The organism is Candidatus Sericytochromatia bacterium, from assembly GCA_035285325.1.
GTDB lineage: Bacteria > Cyanobacteriota > Sericytochromatia > S15B-MN24 > JAQBPE01 > JAYKJB01.
The window spans coordinates 1-15,066 of the sequence record JAYKJB010000109.1 but is presented as its reverse complement, the minus strand read 5'-3'; the positions used below and the strand labels follow the sequence as shown (position 1 = coordinate 15,066).

The 15,066-nt window shown below is 66.3% G+C and carries 13 protein-coding genes; 10 read left to right on the top strand and 3 right to left on the bottom strand.

Annotation, left to right across the window (positions count from 1 at the left end; genetic code table 11):
• Both VKP62_13810 and VKP62_13805 read left to right on the top strand, forming a co-directional pair.
• On the top strand, positions 1-149 hold a 149-nt coding region (locus tag VKP62_13810; protein ID MEB3198272.1), incomplete at its 5' end, for a lipocalin family protein.
• A 109-nt stretch (positions 150-258) separates the two neighbouring features.
• Positions 259-2,427, top strand: coding sequence for a hypothetical protein (locus VKP62_13805; GenBank protein ID MEB3198271.1), 2,169 nt, complete (start codon positions 259-261; stop codon positions 2,425-2,427).
• Positions 2,428-2,480: 53 nt separating this feature from the next.
• Here VKP62_13805 and VKP62_13800 read toward each other — a convergent pair whose 3' ends face one another.
• Positions 2,481-3,923, bottom strand: coding sequence for a glucose-6-phosphate isomerase (locus VKP62_13800; protein ID MEB3198270.1), 1,443 nt, complete (start codon positions 3,921-3,923; stop codon positions 2,481-2,483).
• 222 nt (positions 3,924-4,145) lie between these two features.
• Between VKP62_13800 and VKP62_13795 the strand changes: the two genes are divergently transcribed.
• Both VKP62_13795 and VKP62_13790 read left to right on the top strand, forming a co-directional pair.
• Positions 4,146-4,271 carry a hypothetical protein gene (locus tag VKP62_13795; GenBank protein ID MEB3198269.1) on the top strand — a complete coding sequence of 42 codons (126 nt, stop codon included), beginning with the start codon at positions 4,146-4,148 and terminating at the stop codon, positions 4,269-4,271.
• Positions 4,268-5,191, top strand: a complete 924-nt coding sequence (locus VKP62_13790; protein ID MEB3198268.1) for an NAD-dependent epimerase/dehydratase family protein — start codon at positions 4,268-4,270, stop codon at positions 5,189-5,191. The genes VKP62_13795 and VKP62_13790 overlap by 4 nt, the downstream gene beginning before the upstream one ends.
• Before the next feature lie 145 nt (positions 5,192-5,336).
• On the opposite strand, the gene VKP62_13785 is transcribed toward VKP62_13790, so the two are convergent.
• Positions 5,337-5,546: a hypothetical protein gene (locus tag VKP62_13785; protein MEB3198267.1), complete on the bottom strand. Its 210-nt coding sequence runs from the start codon at positions 5,544-5,546 to the stop codon at positions 5,337-5,339.
• Positions 5,547-5,550: 4 nt separating this feature from the next.
• On the opposite strand from VKP62_13785, the gene VKP62_13780 reads away from it, so the two are divergent.
• Complete coding sequence (locus VKP62_13780) at positions 5,551-6,957, top strand: hypothetical protein (protein ID MEB3198266.1); 1,407 nt, start codon at positions 5,551-5,553, stop codon at positions 6,955-6,957.
• 49 nt (positions 6,958-7,006) lie between these two features.
• On the opposite strand, the gene VKP62_13775 is transcribed toward VKP62_13780, so the two are convergent.
• Positions 7,007-9,901 (bottom strand): DEAD/DEAH box helicase, encoded by a 2,895-nt coding sequence (locus VKP62_13775; GenBank protein MEB3198265.1) that lies wholly within the window; start codon positions 9,899-9,901, stop codon positions 7,007-7,009.
• 39 nt (positions 9,902-9,940) lie between these two features.
• Here VKP62_13775 and VKP62_13770 point away from each other — a divergent pair, with 39 nt between their 5' ends.
• The 5 genes from VKP62_13770 to VKP62_13750 form a co-directional block, all read left to right on the top strand.
• Positions 9,941-10,567 carry a ribonuclease HII gene (locus tag VKP62_13770; protein MEB3198264.1) on the top strand — a complete coding sequence of 209 codons (627 nt, stop codon included), beginning with the start codon at positions 9,941-9,943 and terminating at the stop codon, positions 10,565-10,567.
• A gap of 146 nt (positions 10,568-10,713) precedes the next feature.
• A complete protein-coding gene (locus VKP62_13765; GenBank protein ID MEB3198263.1) occupies positions 10,714-11,316 on the top strand; it encodes a hypothetical protein in 603 nt (200 codons plus the stop codon).
• Between the two features lie 63 nt (positions 11,317-11,379).
• Positions 11,380-12,312 carry an amidohydrolase family protein gene (locus VKP62_13760; GenBank protein MEB3198262.1) on the top strand — a complete coding sequence of 311 codons (933 nt, stop codon included), beginning with the start codon at positions 11,380-11,382 and terminating at the stop codon, positions 12,310-12,312.
• Between the two features lie 152 nt (positions 12,313-12,464).
• Complete coding sequence (locus tag VKP62_13755; GenBank protein MEB3198261.1) at positions 12,465-12,983, top strand: hypothetical protein; 519 nt, start codon at positions 12,465-12,467, stop codon at positions 12,981-12,983.
• 21 nt (positions 12,984-13,004) lie between these two features.
• Positions 13,005-15,066: hypothetical protein (locus VKP62_13750; GenBank protein ID MEB3198260.1), on the top strand; the 2,062-nt coding region annotated here is incomplete at its 3' end.

Genomic DNA, 15,066 nt, shown 5'->3' with positions numbered 1-15,066 from the left:
GCCAGGAATGGCAAACGCCTGGGTCGACGGGAGAAACCTACTGGGAGGGCAGCGTGAAGGCCAGCGGCACCCGGCGGGGGAAGCCCCTCGGTGGAGAAGGTTACGTTGAACTCACGGGCTACGCCCGGCGCTTCGCGGCACCCATCTGACGCTGAGATGGGGCATTCACGTCGGCGTTCCCGCCTGACCCGGGCGGCCGGGTAAGACTCCGTCGCGACCAGGGGTTTTGGCAGCCTCGGATGCGGGTTGCATGGGCTTATGAGTCCTTGCTTCCGCGCGTCTGCCCTGATCACCGCCATCGCGTTGACTGCCGCCTGGGGCTGTCAGGCCACCTTGCCTGCACTGGAGGCGTTCACGGTCCAGCGTGTCGCCAGCACCAAGCGGGCTGCCCCGCTGACCGGGGTCTCGGGCGCGATCCGCCTCCCTCCCCGCCTGATCGGGCTCGATGGGGCCACCTTGGTCGGCTTGGACGGGGCGACCCTGGTGGGACAGGACGGGGCGACCCTGGTGGGGCTGGATGGGGCCACCCTGGTGAGGCCTGACGGCGTTCCCCTGCTTGATTCGCCGGCCAACGCAAGGCTCTCTAAACCTTCCGCTATGCGACGCTTGATGAACGACACGGAGAAGGAGCGCCCGCTCAGTGGTGCCCGGGTCTATCTGGCGGATGCGGAGGGGCGCGCCCTGCCGGGTTTGCCCGAGGGTCGCACGGACAGCAACGGGCGTTTTGTGCTCAAAAAGGTGCCTGTGGGGCTCACCTACGTCGTGGTGGCGGAGGCCGCCTCTCAGAATGGCAAAGTGGCCCGTCTGACCAGCCTGGCGTCCACCCACGGCGGCGAGGCCGATGTTCGCATCGGGCTTGGAACGACCATGGTCACGGCCGCGTTGCTGTCGGAAGCCTCGCAAGGCCTCGGGCGCATCGACAATCGCGAGATGCAGGCCGTCGCCGCAACGGTCGAGCGTCAGTTGGACCTTGCCCGTCTGCCGGACTTGACGGACACGCGAGCGGTGGCGGAGGCCGCTCAGGCCATGGTGGCTGCCAGCCGCGAGGTGCAAGCGCAACTGGCGCCGTTGCAGAAAGAGCTGGCAGAGGGAGGGGGAGCCTCCGCCGATTTGCAGGCGCGAGTTCAGGAGCAACTGGGGCTACCGCCAGATTCCCCCCCCCGTTCCCCCGCGTCGGCCGCGGCCACCGCAGCGGCCTCAGGGGTTCTGAGCGTGGTGGCGCCGTCCCCTTCTGCGCTGCGAGATTCGGCCGCCACGCAGCCACTCGCCGCCAATCCGACTGCGAGTGCCTCGCTCCTGCCCTCACCGCTGTCTTCGGCCACTGGCATCGCGACCGCAGGACTCCCCCTCGTCGCGTCCCCCCTCCCGTCACCCTCTCCACAGATGACGCCCATTGCAGGGCCCGTGCTCCCTCCGCCCTCGCCCTCCCGCAGAGTTGTGGGACCGTTTTCGGTGTCGACGCTGATGGGTGAGCCGAAACGGGCCACGACTATCGATGGCAAGGGAGAGGGCGCGAGCTTCAAGGCGCCTTGGGGGCTTGTTCTCAGCCAGAAGGCCCCCTCTGTCTTCAAACCACAGGGGGCCCCGGCGGCGACGCTGCTCATTACCCAGGAAGGCGGCGACCAAGTTCGCTTCTTGTCGCTGGCCGACCGCAGCCTTGCCAGTCGTCAATACAGGTCGGTGGACTACCCGCTGGCTGTGCTGGTCGATCCAGAGGCTCGATTGCTGGTCGGCTCGTACTCCAATGGCGGTGTCTACGGGGTTTCGGCCCCTTGGGGCTGGGCCTTCCCGGCGTTGATGCAAGGGACAGAAAAACTCGAAAAGCCGGTCGCCCTGGTCCAAGGTGAGCCGGGGGTGCTGTATGTGGCGGACAGGCAGCGTTTCGGGATCTTCAAATACGAAAACACACGCCTCAGTCGGCTGGCCGGAGGCCCCGAGGAGGGCTACAACAATGGCTCAGGAGATAAGGCTCAGTTCGGCATGCTCCATGGAATGGTGTGGGTGCCAGGGAAAGGGTTGTACGTTGCCGACAGAGGCAACCATTGTATTCGTCTGGTGAATTCGAGTGGCCGGGTCACCACGGTGGCCGGCAATCCCAAGGAGCGTCAGGAAGGTCATGCCGACGGAGATGGTCTCTCAGCGCGATTCCGTTCGCCAGCGGGTCTGGCTGCCGACGAGGACGGAAACGTCTATGTCTCGGATTCCGGTAACCACTGCATTCGGATGATCACGCCCGAGGGCGTCGTGCGAACGATTGCGGGTGGGGTGGGCCAGAAGGATTGGCGCGATGATCCCCAGGATGGGCGCAAGGCGAGGTTCAACGCCCCCAAAGGCATTGCAGTGACGCCGGATGGGGCGACCATTTACGTGGCCGACACCTACAACCATTGCATTCGGGTGTTGAAGCGAATCGAGGGCACGTCCTAGAGCGCTGACCGATTCAGGCGCACGGCCCTGCGCATCGGGCCGAGCCCCCGAGGTCAGATCACCAACTCAGGCAGCCCCTGCGGCCGAGCATCGAACTCGGCCTTGTAAGCGGCCATATCCGGGCGTCCCAGGTTGCCGAACATGAATTTCTTGTAGGCCTCGACGCCCGGCTGGTCCAGCGGGTTGATGCCTTGCAGGTAGCCTTCGGCCAGGGTTGCGACCTCGAACATGTAGAACAGCTGGCCCAGCGTGTAGGCGTTGATTTCCGGAATTTCCACGTTCAGGCTCGGACGGCCATCCTTGGCATAGGCGAAGCGCGTACCGTCCATTGCCCCGCGCTGCATGCGGTCGAGGTCCCAGCCTTGCAGGTAGTTGAGGCCGTCAAGGTCGGCCGAATCGGCCTCCACCGTCAGCGCGCGGGCACTGCGCCCCACCACCAGGTTCGTCACCACCGTGTTGAAGGGACCTTCCTGCACCTGCTGCCCCCGTGCGTGCAGGTCGCGGCTGTTCACCGAGGTGAAGGGAATGCGTCCGCCCCCTTGCTTGCCGAGGCTTTCGGCGCCGAGCTGGTCGTACCAGAAGCCGAAGAACTCCAGGCGCTTGGTCCAGGCGGCCATGATCGAGACGTTGCGGCCCGCACGGTACGACAGATCCATCAGGGCGGCATACATGTAGGCCGGATTCTTGAACATGTCGGCTTCGCGGCAACGCGCCGCCATGGCGCGGGCGCCCGCCACCATCGCCTTGATGTCGACGCCCGCAATCGCGGCCGGCAGCAGGCCCACCGGGGTCAAGACGGAGAAGCGGCCGCCCACATTGTCCGGAATCACGAAGGTGTCGTAGCCTTCCTGGTTGGCCAGGGCCTTGAGGCTGCCCTTGGCGACGTCGGTGGTGGCGACGATCCGCCGCGCGGCCTCAGTCTTGCCATAGACGCGCTCGGCCCACTGGCGGAAGACGCGGAAGGCGATCGCCGTTTCGATCGTGCCGCCCGACTTCGAGATCACGTTGATGGTGGCATCGCCCGCGGCATCTCCCGGCGCCTTCGGCAAACGGTCCAGCAGGGCGTGCATGGCATCCGCATCGAGGTTGTTGCCCTCGAAATAGATGCGCGGGCGTCCCGCGCGAGCCTCACGCGGCAGTTCATTGCGGAAGGGTGAATAGAGCGATTCCAGGATCGCGCGGGCGCCCAGGTAGGACCCGCCGATGCCCAGCACCAGGTGGATATCGCCGGCCGCAGCCAGCCGGTCCGCGGTGGCCACGACGCGGTCGAGCAAGGCCTCGTCCTGCTCCGGCAGGTCCAGGAAACCCAGGAAGTCTTTGCCTGCCCCATCGCGGCGCTGAATCTGGGCATGCACCTCGGCGATCGGACCGGCCATCTCTCGGATCGCGGGCAGGCTCAGCCCACGCTCGGAGCCGATCAGGCGGTCGAGCATGTAGTTGAACTCGAGGCGAACGGTCATGGCCTCGCACCAGGCGGGATCGTGGTGATTCGTCACGGCGTGGACTCCTGCAAAAATGAATGAAGACCGCGGTGGCCACCGCGTGGGGAGGCCGCCCGAGGGCATTATCCGGGTTCAGCCTCCAGCCGTCCACGGGGGCGTCGGCCCGGCGCCGCCGGCGCCCGTCGTGCTGCTTGGCCACCTTCGGCAGCGCGGCCGCTCCTCACCTGCGCGCGAACGGACCCGGATCCGGCGCGCATGACGATGGGAGGCTATCGCGTGGAGCCTCCGACAGCCTACACTGAAAAGATGCTGCCGGCCCTGTTCGCCACGCCACCGCTCGACGTGCTTGTCGCCGCCGCAGGCGATGGAATCGTGGCTTCCTCCCGAGCGAGCGGTCCGTGACGCCTCCCCTTTGCGTGCTGGTGACCGGTGCCAGTGGCTGCGTCGGTCATCGGGTCGTGCACCGACTGCTGCAGGCCGGGACCTGGCGCGTGCGGGCACTGGTGCGCGACCCGGGCCGTTGCCTGCTGCCCCCTCACCCCTTGCTTGAGGTTGTGGCAGGCGACCTGCTGGACCTCCGCGAGGACAGCACCGCCACCCGGGGCGTGGCGGCGATCGCCCATCTGGCCACGGCCTGGGGCGATCCGGTGGCTTACCCGGTAAACGTCGGCGCCACGCTCGCGCTGGCGCGCCTCGGTCGCCCCATGGTGTACCTGTCGACCGCCAGCATCCTGGATGGGGCGGGCGCCTTGCTTCCCCAAGCCGAGACGCTGGGCACCGATTATATCCGCAGCAAGGCGCTCGCCTATCGCGGCTTGCGCGAGGAGGGGTTGACCGGGCACGTGCGCACCCTCTTTCCCACCCTGGTGGTGGCCGGAACCCGTGACGGCCCGGCCTCCCATCTGGGTCGTGGCCTGGCGCGGAGTCGTCGCTGGCTGTCGCTGGCTCGTCACGTGACCCTTGAGGCGCGGTTTCACTTCATTCACGCCGGCGACCTCGCCCGCATGGTGGTGGCCTGCCTCCAGGCGCCGGATCGCGCCGGGGACCACGTCGTTGGCCAGCCTGCGATCAGTCTGGAGGCGGCGCTGGCCGAACTGAGCGCGTGTCATGGCATCCGACGCCGACCGTGGTTCGATCTGGAACCGTGGCTCCGTCCCGTCGCCGGCCTGGCCGGCGCCCGCATGACGGCTTGGGACAGGCACTGCTTGAAGACCCGGGAATTCGTCTATGCGGGCGCCATGGCCCCTGAAACGGTTGGAATGACCTCCGAATGGCCGAATCTCTCGGCGATCGCGAAGTACGAAGGTTGGCTGGCCGCTTGACCCAAGAACAGAACAAGCTGGGGTACATGAAGAATGGCGCGCCCTGGCGCCGGAGTCTCAGTGTGACTGCTCGTTCCAAGTTTTTTCGCATGGTTTGCCTTGTGGCCTCGCTTTCCTTGCTGGAAGCGTGTGTTCAGCCGCGCAATCAGCCATCCGTGCAGGTCACGCGCCGGGCTCCTGCCGCGGTGCGAGCCACCCCCGTGCCGGCGGCCACCGCGGTGGCCCGCATGGTGATGCCCACCCCGACCCCCACCTCGCCCACCTCGCCTGCCGCGTCGCCGTCGCCCTCCCCCGTGGCTTCTGCGACGGCCACGCCCGTCGCCAGCGCCACGCCAGCGCCCGAGGTGGTCAGCATTCCGGTGGCTCTCAACGCCGCCGCTGGCGTCGGTCTCGATGCCGAAACGCGCAATTTCCTCGTGGTCAGTGCGGCCAACACCAGCAAGATCGGCGCCTTCGACGTTGCGGGAAGCGACACGTCCGCAGCCTATGGACTGGCTCACGCGCCAGGCCTCGCGCCGACTGCGCCGTTTCAGCGAGCCTCCGCGCGCGCCGCCGATCGTCATCTCGCCTTTCGACGAGCCGAGTCCCGAGACCTGGCGACCCTGGTGCGGAGCCCGCGGCGCCGCCTGCTGCAGAGCCAACCCCTCGTCCTGGGGGATACCCTCAAACTTTGGGTGATCAAGGAGTTTCTCGAGGACGATTTCGACGAGGTGCAGGTCACGGCCGAGGTGGCGGTGGTCGGCCAGCACTGCTTGATTGCGCTGGATCAGGCGGCGACCCAAAGCGCAAGTCGTCGCCAGGCCTTGCGGCTTCGGGCACAAGAGGTCGCCGAGGCCTTCGACCGCACCATTTACCCCACCACGACCCGGATTTTTGGCAGTGAGCCCAAGCCAGGGGTGGACGGGGATGAACGGGTGATGATTCTGTTCTCGCCGGCCGTGGGCAATTACGGCAAGGACACCACGCTGGGCTATTTCTCCCAGCGAGATGCCTTCGCCCCCGATCCCCGCGCCGGGGGCAAGCTGGCCCGCAGCAACGCGCGGGAACTGCTGTACGTGTCGAGTCAGATTCTTCTGCAGGGAGGCCCGCAGGATTACCTCGGTACGATCGCACACGAGTTCCAGCACATGATCAACTTCAATCAGAAGGTCCTGCTCGGCAAGCAACGCACCTCGGAGGACCTCTGGATCGACGAGGGCATGGCGATGTACGCCATCGAAGCCAACGGCTACGGCTTGAAAGCCGGCGGGACGGTGCTCGCCAATCACGTGAAGCAGTTTCAAAAGGAGCCCGACGCCTACTCGCTGAGCGACTGGGACGGCAATCCGCAGGGCATCGGCTATGGCCCGGTCTACTTGCTGGTCGTTTACCTGGCTGACCATTTCGGCGAGGACCTGATCAAGGCGATCGTGACCTCTCCCAAGGTGGGGGTGGGAAACGTGTCGGACATGCTGCAAAAGCGGGGGGCCAATCTGGCGGGGGTGATCCACGACTGGGCCCTGGCCAATTTGCTGGATGGCGATGAGTCGGTGAGCGATCCTCGCTATCAATATCAATCGCTGGCGATGCGCGGGGCCAACGGGATGACCAATCTCAGCGGATTTACCACCTCGACGATCCGTTTGCCGACCAGGCTGCGGGTTTCGGGCCGTCCGCTGAACGTGCGTTACTACCGTCTCGAGGACGGCGTGCTGGCGCCCCGTTTCACCATCACGGGGGCATCCGGCGCGTCCGTTCAGCCCTGGCCTCGCCTGGTGCTCCCCTGAGTTTTCGGCATCCTTCGAGAAGCCAGGCCCAGCCTACCGACCAAGCGGCTCAGAAGACCTCGCGCACGATGTCGCGATCGATCAGGGCCACCGCCGACTGCACCCGTTCGACGAAGCCCGGGCTCATGCCGGGCACGTCCTTGAACTGACTGAGCATGTCGATGACCTGGCGCAGGTGGCGGACCAGCTGACCTTCATCGATGCCCGCCATCTCGGTCACGTGGGCCCACTGGGCTTCCCCAGCCCAGGCCTGGACCATGCCGCAGTAATCCGTCACCACGGTGATGGGCAACTCCACCTCCGGGAAGCGATCCTGGATGCGATACAGTCGCTGGGCGATGTCGATGACGTCCTCGGCCACCTGCACCACTTTCGGGCTGGGGCGAATCGGGCGCCAGGCCATGCGACCCCGTACCGGTTCGGCCACGATCGCGCTGGTCACCGCGGCCAGTTCGTCCGGGGCCAAACTTTCCAGCAAGCCGGCAGCCAGGCTTTCAGAGGCCACCAGTTCATTGGCGGTGCGCAGGTTGGCCAGCGCCACGCCACGTGGCAGGAGGTCCCGTCCGCGCAGGAAGTCGGCCTGTTCCAGCACCGTCCGCAGGGTCGTGAACTGGTTCCAGAATCGGGTCCGGATCGTTTCGATCTGGTCATCCAAGGCTGTCAGCAGCTTCCGCGTCTTGCCCAGGTCAACCTCGGTGGCCTTGCAGGTGGGCAAATGCCGGCACGTGTGGCAAGGTTGCGCTTGCAGGGCCTCCTCGGTCTCACGGAAGGCGCTGCGCGCACGCTGCAGGGCCGGCGAGGTCTGTTCCGCAGGCAGGACCAGCGCGGGATCCACGCCGGCTTCCTCCAGCCACTGCGACCACCAGGCGGGTTCCCACTGGACTCGCTTGGTTTGCATGTAACTGAGCGCCTCGCCCGCATCACGCCAACCTCGCGGCACGCCGCGCACCGTGGCTCCCGTCGAGAGCACCAGGTCCTTGGCGGCCAGCCGAACCAGTTGACCGTTGCCCAGCAGGGCGGTGAATTGCACCCCGCGCTTGGTCCGGTACTTGTTCAACATCAGGGCCAATTCACTGTTCGGCAGGCCGGGACGCTTGACCACGATCACGGAATCGAAGGGGGCCGCCAGGACCGTTCGCTGGGCTTCCTTTTCGTTTTGCCCCCTCAGGTTCTTTTCCAGGTCCCGCAGCGTTTGGGCGGCTTCCTCCGCCCGGCGCTTTTCGCCCACATAGGCCAGGATGCGATCTTTGCGGGCGAATTCGGCCTCACGAGGACAGGCTCCATCGGTGGCGTCCAGGCGGGCCCGCAGGGGAATCCGCCGCGTTTGCATCTCGGCCACCGTGGCGTTGTTCTGAAACTGGCTGAAACACTGTTCGACGATGCGACGCGCCTGCGCCTCGTCGTACTGGTGCACCAGATTGATGACCATGTTGTAGTTGAGCGTGAAACGGCTGCGCAGGGGTTCGGCGCGTCCCTGAAACAGGGCGGCCACTTCCGGAGCCCCGTAGCGGTGGCTGCCAAGTACGACCCCGTAGCCTACCGTGTCCATGCCCCGTCGACCGGCCCGCCCCGTCATCTGGGCAAATTCCCCGACCGTCAGCATGCGGTGACCATCATCGGTGCGCTTCGACAGGCTCGTGATCACCACCGTGCGCGCCGGCATGTTGATGCCGGCCGCCAGCGTCTCGGTGGCGAAGACCACCTTGAGCAGGTTGGCCTGGAACAGTTCCTCGATCAGCAGCTTGAGCGGCGGTAACAGGCCGGCGTGGTGGGGGGCGACGCCCGAGGGCAGCCGCTCGAGCCAGCCCTTGGTGGCATTGGACGTGAGCATCCCAGGTGTCTGGGCGATCGCCGCATCCACCGCCGCCCGGATGCGGGCCTTTTCTTCCGGGGTGGTCAGGTCATTGCCGCCGCGGATCGTGGCGATCGCCTCTTTCTCGCAGCCCAGGCGCGAGAAGACGAAGAAGATCGCCGGCAGCATGCCCTTTTCGGACAGCTCGTGGGCCACGTGACTGCTGGCCGGCGACTCCACCCAGCCATCGCGGACGAAGGCCCGGGCCCGCAGACGTCCCCGCTGGTCGAACAGCGGTTCCACCTTGTCCAGGCACATGTACGGTTCCAGCGGAACGGGGCGTTCCTCGTGAAGAATCACGTCCATGGGTTGATGCACGTCCGAGACCCAGGCGGCCAGTTCGTCCGCATTCGGGATGGTCGCGGACAGCGCCACGATGCGGGTGTTCTTGCCGAGGAAGACGATCGTCTCCTCCCAGACGGTGCCGCGCCCATCCGCCCCGATGTAGTGGGCCTCGTCGAGGATCACGTGGGACACGTCCTCCACCTGGCTCGGGTCCACCTGCAGCATGTTGCGCAGGATCTCGGTGGTCATGATGAGCACCGGGGCATTCGGCTGCAGCACCACGTCGCCGGTCACCAGTCCGACATCGTCTCCGAGGTCCCGACGCAGATCGCGGTATTTCTGATTGGAGAGCGCCTTCAGCGGCGTGGTGTAGATGCACCGTCGTCCCTGGCTGCGGGCCAGGAAGATCGCGAATTCCGCCACGATTGTCTTGCCTGAGCCCGTCGGGGCCGAGACCAGCACCGAGCGTCCCGCCAGCAAGGCCTCCATGGCCTCCCGCTGGAAATCATCCAGCGGGAAGCGCTGCTGCGCGGCAAACGCATCGATCAGCGTGCCTGTCGCGGTCGGTTTCGCACGCTTGGCCGCCGGCTTGCGCGGGGCGGCGGAGGGCAGCGTTTCAGCGAGGGGCGGCTGAGGGGCCGGAGGTTCCACCGGCACACCCCGCTTTTTCGGGGCCGGCGCTGGCTCTGCTGCGCTGGCGAGGGCCTTGCGGGGCCGGCGAGGCGCTGGCGGGGTGGTCGCGGCCGGGGCGACCGAGTCGGCTGGGGTCTTGCGGGCGCGAGCGCTGGGAGTAGGGCGTTGGGGCATCGCCGTCATGATATACCATGTGGCCCGGAGGGACAGGGCGTGTGGGAATTTGAGCGGGCCGCGCGGGCCGAGGGGCATGCGCGCATCGCAGGCGTCGACGAGGCGGGGCGAGGTCCCCTGGCAGGCCCGGTCGTGGCGGCCTGCGTCCGCTTACCGGATCCCCTGCCGGAGGCGTTGCAGGGCCTGACGGATTCCAAGCGCTTGAGCGCGCGGGCGCGGGCGGCCTTCTTCACAGCCATCCGCCAGCATGCGCTGGGGTGGGGCATCGGCATCGTGTCCGCCCAGGTGATCGATGAGATCAACATTCTGCAAGCCACCTTCCGCGCGATGCGCGAAGCGATCGCGGCCTGCGACGGGCCGGATTATGTGATCGTCGACGGGAAGCTGCGCGTCCCAGGTTTGACCATCGTGCAGCGTGCCGTGGTGCAGGGCGATGGGCGCAGCTGGTCGGTCGCGGCGGCCTCCGTGCTGGCCAAGGAGACGCGCGATGCCCTGATGCAGGAGGCCCATGAACGCTGGCCCGAATACGGCTTCGCGCGCCACAAAGGCTACGGCACGAAGGAGCATCTGGCGGCGATCGCCAGGCACGGTCCGTGCCCCCTGCATCGCCTGAGTTTTCAGCCGGTGGCCAAACGAATGGCCGAGGAGACGCCGCAACGCGTTTGAGCCGCGCCCTCCGATGGTATGATGGCGGCATCCGAGCATGGGCCGGGCGCTCCTCGAGCGTTCGCACCACACGTCCAGGTGGCCGCCGGGAGGCTCCGCTCCGCTCGGAGGAGTGATGCTGTCCCGGAAGAAATGTATGAGGGTCCATGCCGGCCAAGAAGCGACGGGTCTCCTTGCTCGGAGCCTTCGAGATCCAGGCGGAGAATGGCAGTCTGGTCCGCGACGGCCTGATTCTCGGTTCTCGCAGAGATCAGCTGGGCTTTGTCATCGAGACCTCGCGCGAGAGCATCGAACACATCGTGGCGCTGCTGGCTCCGCCGCATCCCGGCTTGCCCTTGAGGTTGACCGCCTCAATCGGCCAGCTGCTCGAAACGCTCCAATGTGAGCTGGTTCGGGTCGAACTGGAGCCCCTGCCGCTGGAATTGACGGAGCCCAAGGAAGGCTACGGGGCCTACGTGCAGGGGTTTCTCATTTTTCGGCCGGCGGGGCGACGCGCGCAGCGGCTGGCCATGACCGCCACGGAGGCGATCCAGGTGGCGCTGCGTCAGGGCCTGACCCTGATGGCCGCCGATGATTTGCTGCAACTCGATGTGACTCAGTTGCTCCACGATATGGATGGCCTGCAGACCGAACGGGCCCGGGATGATCGCCAATTTCATTCTTTCGTGAGTCGGGTGACGGCGACTGACTTTCAACGCTTTTACGAGAAGCACCACAAGCGTCCGCCGGACCTTCCGGAAGAGGACTGAGCACGTTCGTTTGCTGCGTACGCAGCGACCGGTCGCCACCATGACAGGCGGGAGGGACTCGCCGTGCTTCTGGCGTCTGCGCAGACCGGGTTCATCGACTTTCACGCGCACCTGCGGGGCAGCAAGGACTTGGCCCATCCGCTGATCGCGGACGTTCCCTTGATGCGCCTGGCGGCCGGCTGGTTAGAGCCTCTGGTCGCTCAGGGGGTGGATTGGTTCGCCCAGTATGGGCGTCATCGCCTGCTGACGCGCCTGTATCCTCGCTTCAAGGCGATCGGATTCATGGAGATCATGCGGCAGTTCAACAAGTATCAGGCCGATTCGCTGGTCGCCAGCATGGACGAGATGGGCATTCGAACCACCGTGATCTGCGCCATCGAACCGTTCTTCGAGACGTTGGACCTGCTCGACTGCCTCGCACCTCACGGCGACCGTTTTGCGGTGTTCTGCTCGGTCGATCCCGAAGACCCGGAATTTCGCGCTCGTTTTCAGACCTATGTGGCGACCGGTCAGGTCTTCGGCTTGAAAATTCACCCGTCTCTGGCGGGGCCGCTGCCGACCAGCGAGCGCATGTTCGACCTGCTGGAACTGGCCCGCTTGCACCAGTTGCCCGTGATCGTTCATACCGGCACCTTTCCCTTTCCGCTCTGTGAGGGGGCCGACAATGCGCTGGCCCTGGAACCGGTGATCCGAGCCTTCCCTGACGTTCCGATCGTGCTGGCCCACATTGGCTGGGACCAATCGGCTCAGGTGCTCGCCCTGGGTTACGACTATCCCAACGTCTTCACCGATACCTCCTGGCAGGGGCGCGCGATCATCCGGGAGGCGATCGTGGCGCTGGGCGTCGAACGGGTGCTGTTCGGCTCCGATTTTCCGCTCTTCAGCCAGCGCAAGGCACTCGGAACCCTGCTTGAAGCGGTCACCCCGGAAGAACTCCGCGCGATCGCGATCGACAATCCGCGACGGCTTCTGCGGCGGCCGCAAATGAAGGTGTGATCGGGCGCACCCGGGGTGGCGGTTCACCATAACCGGAAAACGCCGCAAAGCACGTGGTGATGCGATTAAGGAGCCGGGGTACAAAGGTTATAGGCACTCCCTACTCCGTGGGATGTCGACCCTTCCCCCACCCGTCTCCTGGGGTCTGCGGCTTGCGATTCGTCCGTTCCAATCGATTTTTCTGGACCCTTCTGAGCGTGGCCCTGCTCGCAGGCTGCAAAGCGGAGGAACTGGGGTCGTATCTGGGCGTGGGCGACGAGACGCCGCCTGTCGCCGAGGGCACGCCCCCACCGCGCCGCGCCCCGATCGCCACCCCCGAACCCGCGCCCAAAGCCACCCCGTTGGCCATGGCCGCTCATCTCAAACGCAATCTGACATTCGACATCGTGCGGGGGCGCGCGATCGGTCAGGTCTATGAGGGCAAGACCAAGGTCGCCGTGGTCACCTTCCTGGCGGCGCTGGCGATCAAGCCGGATGACCCGGTGGTCAAACTCTGGCTAGATGTGATCAATGAGGCCCTGCTGACGAAACGCAGGTCACAACTCTCCAGAGCGCCCGAGGGGGCGTTGGGCGCACCTGGCTTCGACGGCCTGAGGCCTCCCGCGCCAGAACTTCCCCGTCCCGCCGTTCCCGCCCCGAGCGCGACGCCTGACCCGGCGTTGATGTTCTGATGAGCCGATCGGGAGCAGACCGTGACTGAACCAACCTCCGCGTCGGGGCCCCATCTCCCTTCGGCCCGCTCGCCGTTTCCTCAGCCACCAAGCGTCTCGCAGTGGCAAGCAGCGCCAGCGGATTGGCGCTTGCCCCCATCGCGCACGCCGGATTGGCAGCGCGCCCTGCAGACGCCAACCAGCTGGAACCAGCCCGCGCCAGCCGCTTCGCCGCCGACGGCAGCGGCGACCTCGCCTGTGCCTACCACCGTTTCTCCGCCGCTCGTTGGCCAGTCGTCGGCGCCTGTCGCGTCGCCTCCCCTTCGTGAGGCCGGGATGGATCCGGCCACCACGGCCCCGGCGCGTCCCGCTGCCCGGCAAGCCTCAGCGGATCAGCCCTCTGACTTCGATCCGCTGAGTGAGTTCGAACGTTTCGTGGGCGCTGGTCAAGGCTTTGACCCTTTGGCGGCCTTCGAGAAGGGCATGGCTGATCAAACCGATATGTTCCAGGACTACGTGGAGAACCTGGAGCGGGAGATCGCGGGGAGCGCACCTGAGCCGGCGACCACCCAGACCGCGGCGACTTACGTTCCCAACTGGGTGCTGGTGGACGACCCGGACGCCGACGAGGGTGAGCCCGCGGTGCCTTACACCGTGACAGAGTGGGACCCGGATCTGGAAGAGGGAGACACCCTTCAGGACGACTGGGACGTGCCCGATGACGCCGGGGCAGATCCCCACGCCTACCACCCGCTGCTGGATGCCGGCCGGATGGCGGCTCGGCGTCCCCACGACACGGACGAAGGGGATGAAGATGAGACGGAGGCGGATGCCGCCCAGGTCCCTCCGGTTCGCCTGGTCGAACCCGAGGTCATGCCGCCCCCGCCCCCGCTCTTCCCTTCGTCGCGGCGCGAGCATCCGTACTGGAAAGCGGGCGATCTCGATGAGTCCGACCTCGACTTCAGTCGGGATGAATACCTGGGCACGGACGAGGATGATGAGTGGTGGGGTGAGGACGATGCTGAGGCGCCCCCCCCGACGCAGCCCCGTCCCCAATCGCCCCACGCCTCCGGTCCGCGCGGTCAGCGGACGACGGGCCGCCCGACCGCTCGTGCCCCCATCGGAGGCCGCGCGGAGAGGCCTGCCCGGGTTGAGGCGGCTCCGGAACCTTTAGATGACGAAACCTCGCGAGCGGTGCCTGCGGGCGTCACCAGCCTGCGCGAGCAACTGCCCGGACCACGTCGCTTGCTCGCCATCAGCGCTCGCTCCGCCCTGCTCGGCGTTTTGCTCTTCGGGGTCTACAGCCTGGCGCAGCCCCGCGGGGCGAACCTACATCTTCCTCGAAATCCCCTCTCCGCGCCCTCATTCGAACTGGGGACCTTGCTCGACTCGCTGCCTTTTTTCGGCGACTCCCGAGAGACCATCGCCGCCCAAAAGGCCAATGCCAGTGCCGTGGAGCAGGCGATCCGCTCCTACGTGAAGGACCGTCAGAAGCTGCCCCCGACGCCGAATGCCATCGAGGCCCAGCTGTCCCGCATGGACCTCGATCCGCGGAATCCTTATGACACGACGGAACCTGCTGTGATTGTCTTTGGAAAACGCCCCAAGAACCGCCCCGGTGCGGTCATGGTGGAGTTCGTGGGCAGCGACTACGTGATTCGTCTGGCGGCTCGCTCAGGCCATCCCTTGAGGGAAGGAAATGGGGACTACACCCTGCGCGGAGAACTGGCCAGCCTGGCCCCCCAAATGGCCGGAGCCAGGAAGACCGGCGCGGATGTCTCCCCGAGTGCCGGCACGACGGTGCCGGACGATTCCGGCGGGACCCCGCCTGGCAAATCTGCCCCCGCCAGCGCCTCGCCGCTCCCAGGGGCTTCTGCAGAATCCACTGAGCGTCGTGGAAGCTGGCTGCCCAAGTTTGAACTGGCTGAGTTTCTCGATTCCCTGCCGTTCTTCGGCGAATCAAGCAAAATCATTGCCGCGCACAAAGTGAATGCCGCGGCCGTCGAGCAAGCGCTTCGCTCCTATGTGCAAGAGCGCCAGAAACTGCCCCCCACGCCCAACGCGATCGAATTGCATCTGTTTCGGTTGGACCTGGACCCCCGCA